General features: G+C 46.8%; 10 protein-coding genes. All 10 read right to left on the bottom strand.

The window, feature by feature from the left end; translation table 11 throughout:
* Positions 1-226 precede the first annotated feature (226 nt).
* The 10 genes from F0145_RS04885 to F0145_RS04840 all read right to left on the bottom strand — a co-directional run bounded on the left by F0145_RS04885 (position 227) and on the right by F0145_RS04840 (position 16,879).
* Positions 227-1,939, bottom strand: a complete 1,713-nt coding sequence (locus tag F0145_RS04885) for a GMC oxidoreductase (protein WP_150087175.1) — start codon at positions 1,937-1,939, stop codon at positions 227-229.
* Between the two features lie 16 nt (positions 1,940-1,955).
* The gene (locus tag F0145_RS04880) at positions 1,956-2,501 is read right to left on the bottom strand and encodes a gluconate 2-dehydrogenase subunit 3 family protein (RefSeq protein ID WP_150087174.1); all 546 of its coding nucleotides are present in this window, start codon (positions 2,499-2,501) and stop codon (positions 1,956-1,958) included.
* A gap of 387 nt (positions 2,502-2,888) precedes the next feature.
* A complete protein-coding gene (locus F0145_RS04875; protein WP_150087173.1) occupies positions 2,889-4,244 on the bottom strand; it encodes an IS4 family transposase in 1,356 nt (451 codons plus the stop codon).
* Between the two features lie 160 nt (positions 4,245-4,404).
* Positions 4,405-5,853 (bottom strand): carbon starvation CstA family protein, encoded by a 1,449-nt coding sequence (locus F0145_RS04870; protein ID WP_150087172.1) that lies wholly within the window; start codon positions 5,851-5,853, stop codon positions 4,405-4,407.
* 79 nt (positions 5,854-5,932) lie between these two features.
* Positions 5,933-7,621 (bottom strand): FAD-dependent oxidoreductase, encoded by a 1,689-nt coding sequence (locus tag F0145_RS04865; RefSeq protein ID WP_150087171.1) that lies wholly within the window; start codon positions 7,619-7,621, stop codon positions 5,933-5,935.
* Between the two features lie 94 nt (positions 7,622-7,715).
* Positions 7,716-9,731, bottom strand: a complete 2,016-nt coding sequence (locus F0145_RS04860; protein WP_223815819.1) for an FAD-dependent oxidoreductase — start codon at positions 9,729-9,731, stop codon at positions 7,716-7,718.
* 144 nt (positions 9,732-9,875) lie between these two features.
* The gene (locus F0145_RS04855; RefSeq protein WP_150087170.1) at positions 9,876-11,549 is read right to left on the bottom strand and encodes a RagB/SusD family nutrient uptake outer membrane protein; all 1,674 of its coding nucleotides are present in this window, start codon (positions 11,547-11,549) and stop codon (positions 9,876-9,878) included.
* Between the two features lie 12 nt (positions 11,550-11,561).
* On the bottom strand, positions 11,562-14,897 hold the full coding sequence (locus F0145_RS04850) for a SusC/RagA family TonB-linked outer membrane protein (protein ID WP_150087169.1): 3,336 nt from the start codon (positions 14,895-14,897) through the stop codon (positions 11,562-11,564).
* 61 nt (positions 14,898-14,958) lie between these two features.
* Positions 14,959-16,020, bottom strand: coding sequence for a FecR family protein (locus F0145_RS04845; RefSeq protein ID WP_150087168.1), 1,062 nt, complete (start codon positions 16,018-16,020; stop codon positions 14,959-14,961).
* A 226-nt stretch (positions 16,021-16,246) separates the two neighbouring features.
* Positions 16,247-16,879 (bottom strand): RNA polymerase sigma factor, encoded by a 633-nt coding sequence (locus tag F0145_RS04840; protein WP_150087167.1) that lies wholly within the window; start codon positions 16,877-16,879, stop codon positions 16,247-16,249.
* Positions 16,880-17,133 lie beyond the last annotated feature (254 nt).

Raw genomic sequence — 17,133 nt, 5'->3', positions numbered from 1 at the left:
TAAGGGATCGTGTTGTTATGTATAATCCAAAATTACCTCTTAGAAAAGAGTAAAACCTGCGCAGTAATCGGCAACTTTAAAACTAAGTAGTTCTACTTAAACTTACTTCCGGCTACTAACCCAAAATAGCTGCGCTTAAGCATGCCTAAAAAAGCAAATGGCCGCTCTTACGATGTGGCCATTAGACTCTATTTAAAAAGTGACAATATTTATTTTATAACCCCAATTACAAATTTCTTTTCTTCAGTTCTTTTACCGCATAATAAGCCGCGCGCGCGGTTAAAGCCATGTAGGTTAAAGAAGGGTTCTGGGTAGCGGTAGAAGTCATACAAGCGCCATCGGTCACGAATACGTTTTTGCAGGCGTGCATCTGGTTCCAGCTGTTCAGGATAGAAGTTTTGGGGTCTTTGCCCATCCGGGCGCCGCCCATTTCGTGAATATCCAGGCCCGGTGCCTGTTTGGAATCGGAGGTGGTAATATTTTTGAAACCGGCTTTGGTAAACATATCCGAAATCTGCTCCAGGTAATCCTTTACCATTTTCTCGTCGTTGTCGTCGTAGCCAATATTGAACCGTAATTGCGGTATGCCCCATTCGTCTTTCAGCGCCGGGTCCAGGCTTAGCGTACTGGTTTCTTTCGGTATGGTTTCGCCCATCATGTGGCTGCCCACACTCCAGTTGCCTAATTTCGGCGTTAATAAATTTTCTTTTAACTCTGCGCCTAAGCCGTTGCGGCTTTGGTACTGCCCCCGGTTGGCGCTAAACCCAGCCGCATAACCCCGTAAGAAGTCGGTTTCTTGTTTAAACACGTTCCGGAAACGGGGAATATACCCACTGGTCGGCCGACGACCATCGGTGGTGGTATCTAAAAAGCCCTCGTAAGAACCCGATACCCGCGCCCGGTAATTATGGAAGGCCACGTATTTGCCCAACACCCCACTGTCATTGCCCAGGCCATTCGGGAAACGGCTGGAAGTTGAATTCAGTAATATTAAATTGGTATTAATGGCCGCGGCATTTACAAAAATAATGGGTGCGTAAAACTCAATGGCTTCTTTGGTAATTGCATCAATTATCCTTACCCCGGTGGCTTTGCCTTTGCGGTCGTCGTAAATAATAGATTGCACCACGGCCTGCGGGCGCATGGTTAAGTTACCGGTTTTAGCGGCCCAAGGCAAAGTAGAAGCATTGCTGCTAAAATAACCGCCGTAGGGGCAGCCTCGCTGGCACAACACCCGGTTCTGGCATTTGCCCCGCCCCTGCTGGTGATGAATGGCTTGGGGTTCGGTTAAGTGGGCACACCGCGAAATAATCACGTGCCGGTCCTGATATTTAGATTTTACCTGGTCTTTAAAATATTTCTCGACGCAGTTTAACTCCAGCGGTGGTAAAAACTCGCCATCCGGCAACTCCGGCAAGCCATCTTTGTTACCCGATATACCGGCAAATTTCTCGACATAGCTGTACCAGGGGGCAATATCTTTATACCGGATGGGCCAGTCTACGGCAAAACCATCGCGGGCCGGACCTTCAAAATCAAAATCGCTCCAGCGCTGGGTATGGCGGGCCCACAGCAACGATTTGCCGCCCACCTGGTAGCCTCTAATCCAATCGAAAGGTTTTTCCTGCACGTACGGGTGCTCCTGGTCTTTCACAAAAAAATGCATGGCATCTTCGCGGAAAGCATAGCACCGGCTGATAATGGGGTTAGCTTTGGTAATTTCCAGGGGCACTTGGCCGCGGTGTTCAAACTCCCACGGGTTTTTAAAGGTGGTAGGGTAATCGGTTACGTGTTTTACATCGCGGCCGCGCTCCAGTACCAGGGTTTTCAGGCCTTTGCCGGTAAGTTCCTTGGCGGCCCAGCCACCACTAATGCCCGAACCAATTACAATGGCGTCGTACGTGCGGTTTTTGATGCTATCGGTATTTAAATTTGCCATTTGGGGTGTAATAACTTTATTTTTTAGCGGATGCAGTTACCGGAAAACAGCCATTGTACCGGCCCGGCACCAGTTCGTATTTATAAACCTCACGCATCACGTATTCAGAGTTTAAATATCCCTGAATGGTTATATTTTTTAAGAAAGGGAAAAACGGCTCTTTTTCGGGGGGTAATATTTTAGCAACTTCTTCGCGGGCTTTTAATATTTCCAGGCGCTGGGCAGGGGTGCAGGTAACAAACGACTTGCCGTAACTTGCTCTTACAGTTTCGTCTAGTTCTTTCAGTCCCTCTACAAAGCGGTTCTGGGCCGATTTCTCGTAACAGTCGGTGAGCATGGTCAGGATAAACCGGTGTACACCTAAATCTTTTGCTCCCGGGGTATTGGTGGCCGGAATGATGGTTTCTACTATTTCTGCCAATAAAGCTTGCTGGTCCGGGGAAACCAACCAATTGGAGTTGCTGGAGAGGATATCTGCATTCCAGGCTTTGGCCCAGGCGGGTAATGCAATGGTGCCGCCCATTACCAGAGCCAGGCTTTTTAAAGCCGTTCGTCTTTTCATAAATGTAAAAAAGAAAATATTAAGCTAAAGTTCAAATTGCAGTGGTAAGAAAATGTCTGATTTCTTGTAAAATCATGAATATTTTTTGTCAATCTTTTGAAAGATTCCATCTTTCAATGGGCGGGTGCTAACTACTTTTAAAAGCCTAAGTTTGCTCAAGGCCGCGGGCCCCGTTTGGTCATTCGGGCTGCTCATCTTTCCTTTCCTCCTCCGTCGGAATGCTGCGCACCGGAAACCTGAAAGGCCCTCATCGCCCAAACTAGTGTAGTTTGCTTCGTAGCTGCTGCCTTTCTAGGTTCAATTATTATCACATAATAAATATTCCCTACAAAGCTATTCTGCTATATTCCGGTTCGGCCGAACTCCTTCCCTAATTTAGGGCTACGATTAGGACACAAATTTTTGGGCCAGGGTCCACCCGTGCAAGATATGCTGGAAGTAATTCCAACCGCGCAAAAGGGTAATCACCCCCGCCTGCTTTTCGTGGGGTTTCCACCCGCCTAATCGGGCTATTATCCAGTAGCACCATTGTAAAGAGTCTTGGGGGTAAGGATTCCGCTGCTTGGCTGTTTTTCCTTCATAGCGTTTTTGTAAAGCCTGCATACAAGCGACTTCCTGCTGGGTAAAGCTTTCTGCCAGCGGCACGGCTTCTTTCTGTTTAGAAGCCAGGTGCAAGAGCATTATCTTGCTAGCGGCAAACAAAGCCAGCAGCGTGAGTTGCACTAAAGCTTTGCCGGTTTCTAAATCCAGCAGTTCCACCTGCAAGCCTTTCTGCTTTAACAGCCGGAAGACCTGCTCAATGTTCCAGCGTAAACTATACCAGTAGATTAGCTGCTGCGCCTGTTGTTGCGTTTGGATGGCATGGGTCGTGAGCAAGCGCCAGTAAATGGGCGCTTTCCCGGCGGGTGCATCTATTTCCTTGGCTTCTACCACATACAGGGCTTTGCCCACGCCTTTCATAACTAACCCCACTTTTGCCCAGCGTAAAGCCACTACCGCTTGCCTGGCTACGCGGCCGCGGCGGGTTTCGCCCGCTAGTTGTAGCTGGTAGCGTCCCCCTTCCGGCAGGCTGGTCAGTAAAGTAGAAAGCTTGCCGGCACCGTTGACCAGCAGGCGGTCAGCATTCGAGCGCACCAGCAAATGGGTCTGGTTGTCGGGCACTTGTAAAAACAACTCGCTAATGTCGCCTTCCCGGTCACAGATAATGGTCAACGCGCTGGCCTTTGCCAACACCTGCTTACTGGCTTGAGCAGCCTGAATCCAGCGGTAGCTTTCTTTCTCTTCTATGGGCTGCTTTTGATACTGCCTTTGCTTTCTATCTGGCGCCATTGCTTCTCTACTCCAGACCTGCACATGGCTGTAGCCCAGGCAGCGGCCAGTATCCGCTTGCACCACCAGCGAAGGATGCAGGAAAAAGCCTAAGGACTGCTTATCTCCAATCACCCCGAGCTGCTGCTGGTCGGAAATGTTGTGCCGGTTGCGTTCAAAGTTAGGTTGGGTCGTATCCTGAAATACTAAATAATGCGCCCCCACCTCCACTTGCCGCCCACAGTCCGCTTGCAAGTACGAAATGATTTGACTGGTCTGCAAACGGGGGTTATGCAGCAGACGGTAGTAACTCCGCTGCTCGGCTTCGCTCGCACTTAGCTGATGTATCACCACACTTTGCTTTTCTATTATCTTTTCTACTACTTGCTTGACCCGTCGCTCTATCCGAATATTGCTAAATATTGCATCTGCCATTTACCCCCAACAGCTCCCCGCTCCATTTTGTGTCCTAATCGTAGCCCTAATTTAGGGAAGGTGCCCGGAGGGCGGAAGGGTTATTCTGCGCCAGCAGAAAAGCAAGGGTCAGATGCAAAGGTGAAAACTATCGAATAGAACAATCTAATATTCTAAATTCCTAAACAGTCTCCAGCTTTACCTTTTGTTTATCCCGGACCCGGTAAACTTTAAGCAGGGTAATAATTAAAAGCACCAGCGCTACGGCCACACCCGCCGTATAAGCAATTTCAACCGGGAGACTAAACCCTTCGGGGGCAACTAAAATATGAGCGGTTACCACGGCACTCATAAAAACCGCCGGCACCAGCGATACCCAGAAATTCTTTTTTTCCTGAATCAGGTAAGCCGTTACCATCCACAACACAACAGTAGCCAGGGTTTGGTTGGTCCAGGCAAAATACCGCCAAACCGTACCAAAATCAATAAAGGTTAAAGCTAATCCGGCCGCAAATAACGGAATACTAATCAGGAAGCGGTTACGGAAGGAAGCCTGGTTTAATTTCAGAAAATCGGCTACAATTAAACGGGCACTCCGGAAAGCGGTATCACCGGAAGTAATAGGCGCGGCTACCACGCCCAGAAGCGCCAGAAACCCACCTAATTTTCCTAAGAGTGAATTAGATATTTCGTTTACTACAAAAGCCGCGTTGCCGTTTTGCTGGGTCATTACCTCGTTTAATTCGCGTACACCACCAAAGAAGCTCATGCTAATAGCCGCCCAGATTAATGCCAGCACGCCTTCGGTAATCATGGCGCCGTAAAAAATAGTGCGACCCTGTTTCTCGTTGGTCATGCAGCGGGCCATCATCGGCGACTGCGATGCATGAAAACCCGAAATAGCCCCGCAGGCAATGGTTACAAAAACCATCGGGAAAATAGGAAACTGCGCCGGGTTCACGTGCATGTTACTTAAATTCGCCATATTTATTTCGGGAATGGCCAGGCCATTTTTTAGCATTACTACGGTAATACCCAAGGCCATAAACAACAAGGCAAAACCAAACAGCGGGTATATTTTACCAATTAATTTATCGATGGGCAGAATGGTAGAAAGCACGTAATAAACAAAAATCAGGCCTATCCAAAGAGCCATATTGCCGGAGCCGGTCATACTATCCAGAATTTTCGCCGGTCCCATAATAAATACGGCGCCTACCATAATCATCAGCAGCAAGGTAAAAAGGCGCATAAACTGTTTCATGCCATTGCCTAAATAATAGCCGGTAAGTTCGGTAATGCTTTCGCCTTTATGCCGCAACGACAGCATGCCCGAAAAATAATCGTGTACCCCACCGGCAAATATCGAACCCAGCACAATCCAGATAAAAGCCATTGGCCCCCACATGGCACCGGCTACTGCCCCGAAAATAGGCCCCAGGCCGGCAATATTTAAAAACTGGATCAGGAATATTTTCCAGGCCGGCATGGGCACAAAGTCTACCCCATCAGTCATGGTCAGGGCTGGCGTCGGGCGTTCGGGTTTAATCCCGAATATGCGCTCTATTACTTTCGAATACAGAAAATATCCGACCACTAAGGCAACAACAGAAAGACAGAATGAAATCATAGCAAAGGTTGGTGGATAAGTAAAAAATTAGCCCAAAGTAAGCATTTTTAACTTTACTTTGGGCTTTAACCGCATATTTCTACAAGGCTTTTTTCGGCTGACTCAGAGTTTGCTTATCTTGCTCCAAGCGACCTTTCAGTTGCTCATAATCCAGGTCCTGTACGGCAATATTTTTATCGATGGCCATGACGGCGGCGGTAGCGGCACTTTGCCCCAGAATCATAAACACCGGCTCCATGCGGATAGAACCATAAGCAATGTGAGAACTGGATACGCAAACCGGCACCAATAAATTCTGGCATTCTGCTTTCTTCGGAATGATTGCGCCGTAGCTAATCTGGTAAGGATTTTTTAAGCCAATGCCAATATCGCCTTCATTTTGTACAAACCCGTCGGGCTTTACGTAGCGCTGAATATTGTGGGAATCTAAAGAATAAGAGCCCATGCCAACCGGGTTGGGAACCGGTTTCTTGCCTACCGTTTCGTTTTCCGTCATCACGTAATCGCTTACCATGCGGCGGGCTTCGCGCACGTAAATCTGGTGCGGCCAGTTACCATTATCTTTAAACTCGTCTTTGGCCAGGCCCCAGGTTTTTAGTTCCTGCTGCATATCGGCCGGCACCCGCGCATCGGTGGTCATGAAATACATTAAGCCTTTCTGGTAGTTTTCGTGTTCTTTAATTATCTCGCGCCGCCGTTCATAACTAGCTTCCGGGTAATCCCAGTTCATCCCAATGTAGTCGGTACTAACCGGGCCGTGGTTGTTGGTATCGGTTTTGCGGTTCGGAATCGGGTCGAATTTGCGGAATAATTCGCGCCAGCCGGAGGCAAAAACGCGGCCTAATAATTCGTAGCGGGCTGGGTCGTAGCCCTCGGGTTTTGGAAAAGGTACGCGGTTATCGGGGTGGTTCGAGAGGCACATCCGGAAATTATAGGCCTGTACTTTCTTATCACCCTCCCCTTTCACGCCGGGGTCTTCAGCCGAAATGAGTGGCAACAAGCCGCTGCTTTTATCGCCGGGCGTTTTATACGGGTCGATGTTGGTTTTAAAATAATGGTCGTGGTGCAACACACCGGTTTGCACGCCGTTGTGTTCTTCGCCGTATAAACTGTTGGCTTCCCGGCCTACGTGGTAGCTCACCCCGGCCGCCGCCATTAAATCGCCTTCGTAGGTAGCATCAATAAACATTTTACCACTAAAGGTTTTGCCGCTGAGGGTTTGAATAGAAGTAATTTTTCCGTCTTCTTTTTTCACGCCGCTTTCCCGGTTCAGCCATTCGTCGCGGAATATTTTTAATTTATTTTCCTTCGCAAAATCTTCGAACACTGCTTCGGCGGCGTGGGGCTCAAATATCCACATGGTGCGTTCGCTACCATCAATAGCCGGAGTGCCCTGGCCTTTGTTGCCATATTCTTCTTGCTTCTGCCATTGCCAGGCATCTGCTTTCTGGTAATGCATATAAATGCGGTGGTAAAACTCCCGGGCCAGGCCGCCAATTACTTCTTTTTTGCCGGTATCGGTAAAGCCCAACCCACCCGACGATAAACCACCCAGGTGTTTATCCGGTGATACCACCAGTACCGTTTTGCCCATGCGGGCGGCTTGTACGGCGGCCGTAATAGCAGCGGAATTGCCGCCGTAAACAATTACATCGGCCTGGTAAGCCTGGTTGCCCGCCTGGTTTTTGTTTCGGGTTGCCTCGCCCCCACAGGAAAACAAGCCCAAACAGAAGAGTAAACAGATAACATAAAGTTGATTTTTTAGCATAGAAAAAGTTTTAAAGGATTATTATACTTAATTAAATTTCTATTTTGATTTTGCCTGGGCAGCATTTGCCCAGGCATAGATTAATTACCAGAAATTAAGGTGCCGGAACCAATAAGATAGCATCGGCCACCACTACCCCATCGGCATCTTTATTTGATATTTTAACATAGGCCTGGTTACCTTTGGCAAAGTTATAAGTACCCAAAGACGCCCACTCACCGGAGGTTTGGCCTACCACCTGAATATCGGCTTTGTTAATTGAAATATCTTTCTGCTGTTTGCCGTCGAAAATCTGGAGATGGGTGTTGGTGCTCGCATTCGGAAGTTTCGGGAAATAAGCATACACCTGGTACCGGCCCGCTTTGCTGATAGTGGGCGTAAATTGTACGGACTGGGTTCCGGAAGCATTTGCTTCACTGGTTAAATAGGTTGGGCCGTAGCCACCTTTGTTATTCGTAGCCCAAGAACCGGTTACTTTGGTAGTTTGGGTATTATCGTTATCTACCAGTATTTCGGGCGTGCTGCCATCGGCCAGCGGATTAGCGGCTAATATTGCCTGTAGCTTTTTAATATTAACCTGTTGCACGGGTTGTTTGGCATCAATGGCCATGCTGGCCGCAACGGCCGCCGACTGGCCGAGCACCATAAATACCGGCTCCATCCGGATAGAACCATAAGCAATGTGCGTAGCCGATAAACAAACCGGCACAAATAAATTAACAGCATCTTTTTGCTTGGGAATAATGGCGCGGTACGAAATAGGATACGGCCCAAAGCCACCTTCTTCTACGTTCCCTTCGTTTTTAACCATGCCATTTACTACCTGCCGGTCGCAGTTGTGCGAGTCCATGGTATAAGCTGCCATTCCCACGCCATCCTGTACTACTTCGCGGCCCTGGCAATGGTGCTGGGTCATCACCAGTTCACCAACCAGGCGCCGGGCTTCGCGCACGTAAAGCTGATGTGTCCAGTGACCGTTTTTGGTGTATTCGTCTTTCGGATAGCCCCACTTTTTCATTTCGGCCCGAATGTGGTCCGGTACGCGGGGATCGTTGCCTACAAAATACAAAAGACCTTTAGTGTAATCTACGTGTTCGTTCCAGATTTTAGCCCGGGTGGCATAATCGGCTTCGGGGTAATCCCAGTTCATGCCAATCATGTCGGTTGAGAAACCGTTGCGGTTGTTAATATCGGTTTTGCCGTTGGGCATCAGGCTCCAGATAAAGCCACTGCTTAAAGAAGTCCAGGGTTTTTTCTCCATTAACCGAACTAATAATTCGTACTTCTTAGGATCATAATTGGCCGGCTGGGTAATGGGTAACTGGTTTTCGGGTACATTGGTCAGGGCAATCCGGAAATTGTAAGCCTGTACTTTTTTATCGCCGCTGCCCGCCGGCTTTAATTCGGAATTATGAATACCCCATAATAGCCCGCTTTTAGGATCGCCGGGTACCACGTAGGGGTCAATACCGTCCGGAAACTGGTGGCCATTCATGAGCTGCACGCCGTTAAAGGTTTCGTTGTACTGGCTGTTGGCTTCGCGGCCTACGGTAAACGATACGCCGGCCCGGGCCATTAAATCGCCCTCGTACGTACAATCCATAAACATTTTGGCCCGCACAATTTTATTCGTGGCGGCTTGGGGCTGATAAGAATTTTCGAGCGTAATTTCTTTAATTAGGTTCCCGGTTTTTTGCGCGCGTACGATCCGGTTCTCGTACAGTACATTTACCTGGCCGCGCTTAATATATTCCTGAAATAGCGCTTCCGCTACCTTGGGTTCGAAAGTCCATTGTTCAAATTTACCGTAGTGTTGCCCAATGCGCCGGTAGAAATCGCGGGCCAAACCCGTAATAGCGTATTTATTTCCAATATCGGTATAACCCAACCCGCCTGAACTCATGCCACCCAGATTGCGGCCCGGCTCAATCAGCAAAACGCTTTTGCCCATTTTCTTAGCGGTATAAGCCGCAATTACGCCCGCCGAGGTACCGCCGTAAATACAAATATCTACCTCGGTTATATTATTTTGCTGTGCCCTTGATGGAAAGTGTAAGCAGAACAAGCTCAAAAACAGCATTATTGCTGTAAGTTTCTTTTTGTATCCCATTTAGTCGGTTTTTTATTCAGTTAGTTAAAAACAGTAAGTTATGCTGCAACTCCGGTTCTCGTGCTTAACCGGAGTTGCAGGTGCTTAACTAAACTTTTGGGTTTTCTCTAATAGCATTTTCAAATATTCTACTTGCGAAAACTATTAATACTTAGGGTTCTGCTCTAAATTGGTATTGGTGAGCACTTCAATGTTCGGGATAGGCCATAAATAATCGCGCGCGGCATCAAAGGCTCTGAGTTCCACTACCCGCATATCGGCTCTGTTTGGTACAGTTGCATAGTTTGGCGTTCCGTTGGCATCAATGGCTGGAGCAGTGGCTAATAAGCCCTTCGGAATACGACCGTAAAAGGTGCCATTCATTACCTGGTCGGCAATTTTCCAGCGCCGGATGTCGTACAAACGCAAGCCTTCGTTCGCCAGCTCATATTTGCGTTCCTTGCGCACAACCGACCGCAATTCTGCCTGAGTTTTACCCGGTTCAATGGCCGGCATATTTACCGATGGCCGTTGCCTAACCGCATTAATGGCATCGTAAACCGATGGGTCGAGTTGCCCCAATTCAATTTTTGCTTCAGCGTAATTCAGCAGTACTTCGGCATAACGGGCCGCAATAATATTCAGCTCGGAGTTCACAACATCGGCCTGATCAATGATATCGGTGTATTTGCGCCAGCAATAACCGGTAAAAGTTGCAAAGGCATGGGTAGCCTCTACATTATCTACCCGTCTGGCGGGTGTGGTGCTAAAATCAGTTGTTTTTAAGCTGTCTTTATTCGTTTCGAACTTAATATTTAAAAAGGTAGAACCGGGTAAAGCTACAGTATAGCCCAAACGGGGGTCGCGGTTAACAAAAGGGTTAAGCGGGTTATAAAGCGGCGATTTATCAATCGTTAATCCGTCGGTACATTCGTAGGCATCAATCAGCACCTGGCCGGGTACTTTGTTAGAATTACCCCGGCCCATGCGCGAAAAGAAACACTGGGGTACGGTGTGCGTCCGGATGCCTCTTAAATATTGGTAAGCAAAAATAATTTCGGTTGAATTTTGCCCGGCGTAGGTAAACAACTGCCCAAAATTAGGATGTAATTTATGGTAGTTTAAATCCATTACATCTTTAGCGGCTTTAGCGGCTACTTCCCATTTGCCATTATACAAAGCCGTTCTGGATTTTATGGCCAGCGCCGCTCCTTTCGTAGCCCGGCCATTATTCTGGGCATCGTAACTAACCGGTAAATCGGCCGCGGCTTCTTCCAGTTCGGTTAAAATAAAATTTACCACTTCTTCTTTAGAACTTTTAGGCAGCGATGCTTCTTCTAATTTCAAAGTTTTGGTTACCAACGGAATGCCTCCAAAAAGCTCCACTAAATGCGAGTAATTAAACGCACGTAAAAAACGGGCTTCGGCTTTGGTGCGGGCATACAGTTGGGGCGTTGTTTTGTCTTTTACTTTATCAATATTATCGAGCAGGAAATTGCACCGGCCAATATCGGTGTATGCCTGTTGCCAAACATTGCGCACAAAACCATTATTGCTGGCATGGCTGCCTTTTCCTATTTGCTGCAAATCGCTGTTATTCCGGTCCCAGCTTATATCAGCCGCATTATCTAACAACATGGGCAACGGCAGGTTATCGCTGGGGTGCACCGCTAAAGAACTGTAACAGGCATTAATGGCCAATAACAACTCGCTCTCGTTCGTGAAAAACGAAGCGTCGGAAGGGCCTTCCAGGGGATATTTTTCTAAATAATCATCGCAGGATGGGGCGGTAAACAGCAAACCGAGACCCAGAACCCAATATTTTATTTTCTGTAACATTTTATCTTCTGATTAAAAATTAACATCAACACCAAAACTGTAAACTTTCACCTGCGGATATCCATTGCCAATACCCACGGGCGTTTCTACATCGTAGCCTTTCCAGAATTTATCCAGCGTAAAGAGGTTTTGGCCATTTACATAAAGACGCAGGTTTTTCATGCCTACCCGCTGCACTAAAGAAGTCGGGAGTTTATAGCCTAGCTGTAAATTTTTCAGGCGCAGGTAAGAAGCATCTTTTAGCCAGAATCTCGATACTTTTTCGTTGTTGGCTTCGCTAAAGGCCAGGCGGGGGAAAGTAGCATTTGGGGTTGCGGGAGTCCAGTGGTCTTTGTGCTGTTCCTGCACCGTACCGCCTAAGAAGAAAGGCATAATGCCTTGCTGCCACAGGAATCCGTCAGACTTACCTACACCCTGGAAGAAAACATTTAAATTAAATCCTTTGTAGGTGGCGTTGATGGTAGTACCAAAAGTTAAACGCGGAATAGTGCTGCCAATAATTACGTTGTCGTTGTCGTTAATAATACCGTCGTTGTTCTGGTCTTTGTACTTAATATCGCCGGGTTTAATGGTTCCGAATTGTTTGGCGTGGGCGGCCACCTCGTCCTCGCTCTGGAAAAAGCCTTCAGCTTCTAACCCAAAGATGGAATTTATGGGGTTACCCTCCCGGCTAACTGTCAGGCCGGTCCGGTTTACGCCGCGCAAGTCCACTACTTCATTTATTACATCCGACAGGTTGAAACTTACATCGTAATTAAAATCTTTAACTGCGCCCCGGTAAGTAAGCCCCATTTCCCAACCGGTGTTGTTAACCACGCCCACATTTTGCGAAGGTGCTGCTAAACCAATAATCAGGGGTACATCTAAGGTGTATAAAATATCGCGGGTTTGCCGAAAATAATAATCGCCGGTAAAAGACAAATTATCTAACAAGGTCAGGTCAATTCCGAAATCCGTCATTTCGGTGGTTTCCCAAGAGATATCGGAGTTAGCCAGGGTATTGAGCGCGGCGGTATTTACAATTTGTTTACCCAGTGTATAAGAGCCTAAATTTATGAAGGAGGTGAACGGATAATTACCAATATTCTGGTTACCCAACCGGCCCCAGGAACCCCGGAATTTTAATTCGTTAACTACGTTTTTCAACGGTTCCATAAAAGCTTCTTCGGAGATGCGCCAGCCTGCCGATACCGACGGGAAGAAGCCGTATTTATTGCCGGTGGCAAAACGCGAAGAACCATCGTAACGACCGTTTACTTCTAACAAATATTTCTGGTTATAATCGTAGTTAATCCGCCCGAAAAAGGATTGCAGGGCCCACTCGGCCCCACCGCCCCGCGCTTGTTGGTTATTGGCCGAGCCGGTATTCAGCACCGGATAATCCGGCAGAATAAAATTATCGCGGAAAGCCGATACAATATTGTTGCGGTAATCTTCGCGAGAAGCACCTAATAATAATTTCAGGCCATGGCCGCCAAGAGTTTTAGTAGCCGTTAGGGTGCCCCGGAAATTATTGTAAAAGGCCTGGTTGCGCTCCTCGGTGAGGGTGCTTCTGGCCGGAACCAGGAAACTTACCGCACCGTTTGGTTTATAGGTTTGTACCGACCGGTTAAAGTCGCTGTTGTTCGATTGGGCAAACCGGGGCGCTGCCGTTAACTCCAGTTGCAGCCATTCTGCAGGTGTATAATTAAGCGAAACATTTAATTGCGCCGATGGACTGTTGTTTTTACGTTCTCCGCCAATGCGGCTAAACGCAATCGGGTTATCGCCGTTCCAGCCTTCGCCCCAGGTGCCATCCGAATTAATGCCAAGCTGGTTAGCCGGAATCCGGTTCATCCAATGAAAAACATCGGAAGTTCCCCGGCCCGGTTCGGTGGTATGGGCGCTTACCAGTTGTAAGTCAAACTTCATGTTAAACTTATCCGAAAACAAAATATCGGCATTGTTACGCAAAGTAAAGCGTTTGAAATTAGAGCTTTCGATAAGCCCCTGCTGGTCGAAATAGCCCAAGGAAGTCAGAAAACGAATTTTTTCGCCCCCGCCATTCAGGCTGATAAAATGGCTTTGCATGGCACCCGAACCGGTTATTACTTCTTTTTGCCAGTCGGTATCGGGGTATAAATCGCGGTTAGCAGGTCCTTCGGTGCGATATTTATCTATTAAGGCATCGGAATAAAGCGCGGCCCGGCCTACGTTTACATAAGCTTCGTTGGTTAATAACATGTGATCGATGGCATTAACCATATCGGGCATATTGGTAGGGGTCTGAAACCCGCCGTAACCGTTGTAACCAATGCTGAGCTGGTTGCCCTTTGCCCGCTTGGTGGTTACTAAAATAACCCCGTTTGCCGCCCGGGAACCATAAATAGAAGCCGAAGCAGCATCTTTCAACACCGAAATAGATTCAATTAAATTAGGATCGATGTTATTAATAGAGCCCTCAATACCGTCTATCAAAACCAACGGGTTAGAATCACTCAGTGTTCCTATTCCCCTAATCCGGATGGTACCCGCATCGCCGCCGGGCCGGCCGGAGCTTTGGGTAACGGTTACCCCGGGGGCTACTCCCTGCAAAGCGGCCGAAGTTTGCCCGATTGGCCGGGAAGTTAAAGCTTCGGAAGAAACGGTAGCCACGGCTCCGGTCAGGTTCACTTTCTTTTGAGTACCAAATCCTACCACTACTACTTCTTCCAGCGCCTTGGCATCTTCTTCTAAGGTAATATTTAATGTACCGCCCGCTGGCGGCACCGCCACTTCTTTGGTAGCAAAACCAATAAAGGAAAATATTAAAGTACCGCCAGCATCCGGCACCGATAAGGTATAATCACCGCCAGAACCCGTTGTGGCCCCCACCGAGGTTCCTTTTAACAGTACGGTTACCCCCGGCAAACCTTCTCCTTTGGCAGAAGTTACTTTACCCGAAATTACTTTATCCACTAATATTCCAGAAGATGGTTTGGATAAAGGCTTTTCGGCTGGTTTTGGTTGCGGCCGGACCGGAACTATAATATAATCGTTGGCCGATATTTTTTCGAAGGTAAGCTGGTGCGGCGCCAGTAATTTGGTAAGGGATTCGTCAATATTTTTGGTCTGACCTTCCAGCGCTTTTAAATCACTCACAATCGGTAACAACAGCTCACTATCGTAGTTAAAGGTTATGTTATGCTGCTTCTCGAAAGCGGTTAATATTTTTGCCAAAGATTGGCGGCTACTTTCTTTGCCGGTACTCCTTTGTTTGGTCAAGCCCCGGTTAAGGGCGGTAAGTACCTGCGCCCTGGCCGGGGGCATGAGGCCGGCAGACCAAATTACCAGCATTAATAGCGGTAGTTTGCGTAAGGGTTTTAACATAATTTTAGATGTTTGTGGTGAATAATAAATTAGGTGATTAGGTAAGGGCTGGACGAAAAACTTACGCCGGTTTTATGGTAATATGCCGGCCTTTCTTTTCGATGGTTAATCTGAAAGACTTCTCGATAGCGGTTAAAAGCAGATCTATTTTCTTAGGATGGCCAGAGCCAGTGAAACGACGGGTGGCCAGGGCTGGGTCGGTAAAAGTTACCTGATACCCATAGGTATCTTTTAAAACCCGTGCTACTTCGGAAAGCGGCGTATCTACAAAAACAATTTTATGCTGCAGGAATGCACTATAAAGCGCCGGGTTATGAACAGTACGTTTATTTAAACGGCGGTCCGGGCCCAATTCTACCAGTTCCCCTGGTTTCATAATTGCTTCGGTTCCTTTCGGGGAGCTCTCTGAGCCATTTTCCTCCCCATGTGCATCCGCAACGGCTACTTTCACCTTTCCTTCGCTCAGCACCACCCTGGTTTTCCGAGGCCGGTTAGTCAGCACAAATTTTGTTCCCAGCACTTCCACGTTTACCCCATCTGAAGCCTGAACCCGAAATTGCTGGTGATTTTGCGTATGCGTAACCGAAAAGTAGGCTTCGCCCTGTAACTTCACTTCCCGTACTGAGGAAGCATCCCAGGAACTGGCGTAACTTAAAACCGAATTCCCGTTTAAAACCACTTTAGAATTATCGGGCAAAGTAACGGTACGGATTTCGCCGAAGCCCGTAGCAACCCGAATTTGGGTACTTTCGGTTTTCTGAAACTTCCACAAAGCCAGGCCGGCAAATAAAACGCCTATAAATATTGCGGCCACCCGCAGCCAGTTAATCTGGTTATTGGTAACCGGCCTTTCTTCCGGTACCAGCGGTATTACTTTTGTATCCTGGGTGCGGACTTCAATATTGTTCCAGATATGATTTACCTTTTCGGCCGGTAATACAACTGGTTTAAAATCAAGAGATAAAAGTAACTCACGGGCTTTTTTAACTTCGTGTTGCTTATTTGGGTGGGCTAACAACCAATTTTGCCAGAACTTTTCATTTTCCGGATTGGGTTGTAATACCCAGCTTTGAAAATAATCGTCTAGTAAAAAATCGGGTGCGGTAAATCCGGTATAATCCATCTGAAAGAAAATATTGCCTGTATACAGCTGCTTTTATATAGCAAAGGGCCAAAGGCTATAAATTCCATCAATATTTTTCAGACTTTTTTAAATATTTCACTTTTTCTAAGAATCAAACCTAACCATTACACTTTTTTGAATTAACAGGGCATAAACCTGAACTTTAATAAAGTACAATATTGGAAGGTTAGTAGTTATGGGATTTAAGCTGCTGGTGTAGGATAATTTAAAGCGGAAAAAACATGAGCAGGAAAAGCGACAGGTTAAATACCTGCACGTGTTCCCGCAATTCCTCTATTGCTTTAGAAATAAGATTATAAGTCGATTTTATTTGCAGCCCCATAATATCAGCTATTTCCTGAAAACTGAGGTTATCGTAAAACCTTAAATAAATAGCTTCCTGTTGGCGTTTGGTTAAAGCCAGTAAGGCTTGCTGCATTCTTTCCCGCTGATTTTCCTCTATGCTGGCCACTATCAGAGAATATTCCGGCGAAGCTTCGGCTGTAAGTTGTTCATAAGCAAAGCTCGTACTTAATTTATTTTTTCGGTTACCAGCTTCCAGTTCCTGGTGTATTCGGCGGCGTAAAGATTTAAACAAATAATATTTAATATTATTTGTAGCGCTTAAATTTTCTTTGTTGTGCCATAAGTAAATAAACAGCTCCTGAATGCAATCTTCTACTACCTGGTTATCTGCACAAATTTTAGTGCCGTAACTAAATAATGCCTGAATATGATTTTGATATAATTCGGCAAAGGCATTCCTATTCCCAGATTTAAATAACTCCCAGCAGTTTTCATCATTAGCCGAAAAGGCTGGTGATGCACTGAAATTTGGTTGCGCCAGAGGGAGCTCCATAGGCAGAAAACACGTTAGGTTTATTGCAGTTTCCTTGTTGCGGGTAATCCGCCGGATTTGTATTGAAAGTTCTCTAAATGTAGATTTTATCAGCCTAAAAAGCAACCGGTAAAAAAAGGTTTAAAAGAATGGGGCAGCAGTTAACACCCGGATGCAGGTGGCTTAATTTATTTAAAGAAATAGTTTTAACGGTTATGCTGTAATAAATTCAATTCCAAAACTGCTCTATAAAAGATTTTAATTTTGGGGAATAT

The organism is Adhaeribacter rhizoryzae (assembly GCF_008629685.1).
GTDB classification, from domain to species: domain Bacteria; phylum Bacteroidota; class Bacteroidia; order Cytophagales; family Hymenobacteraceae; genus Adhaeribacter; species Adhaeribacter rhizoryzae.
Note: the sequence above shows the minus strand (reverse complement) of the source record. Positions and strands in the feature narration are given on the sequence as shown.

What these genes read in the sequence shown, in the direction of transcription:
- F0145_RS04885 (WP_150087175.1), bottom strand. Translation starts at nt 1,939, where the DNA reads ATGGCAAATTTAAATACCGATAGCATCAAAAACCGCACGTACGACGCC.
- F0145_RS04880 (WP_150087174.1), bottom strand. Translation starts at nt 2,501, where the DNA reads ATGAAAAGACGAACGGCTTTAAAAAGCCTGGCTCTGGTAATGGGCGGC.
- F0145_RS04875 (WP_150087173.1), bottom strand. Translation starts at nt 4,244, where the DNA reads ATGGCAGATGCAATATTTAGCAATATTCGGATAGAGCGACGGGTCAAG.
- F0145_RS04870 (WP_150087172.1), bottom strand. Translation starts at nt 5,853, where the DNA reads ATGATTTCATTCTGTCTTTCTGTTGTTGCCTTAGTGGTCGGATATTTT.
- F0145_RS04865 (WP_150087171.1), bottom strand. Translation starts at nt 7,621, where the DNA reads ATGCTAAAAAATCAACTTTATGTTATCTGTTTACTCTTCTGTTTGGGC.
- F0145_RS04860 (WP_223815819.1), bottom strand. Translation starts at nt 9,731, where the DNA reads ATGGGATACAAAAAGAAACTTACAGCAATAATGCTGTTTTTGAGCTTG.
- F0145_RS04855 (WP_150087170.1), bottom strand. Translation starts at nt 11,549, where the DNA reads ATGTTACAGAAAATAAAATATTGGGTTCTGGGTCTCGGTTTGCTGTTT.
- F0145_RS04850 (WP_150087169.1), bottom strand. Translation starts at nt 14,897, where the DNA reads ATGTTAAAACCCTTACGCAAACTACCGCTATTAATGCTGGTAATTTGG.
- F0145_RS04845 (WP_150087168.1), bottom strand. Translation starts at nt 16,020, where the DNA reads ATGGATTATACCGGATTTACCGCACCCGATTTTTTACTAGACGATTAT.
- F0145_RS04840 (WP_150087167.1), bottom strand. Translation starts at nt 16,879, where the DNA reads ATGGAGCTCCCTCTGGCGCAACCAAATTTCAGTGCATCACCAGCCTTT.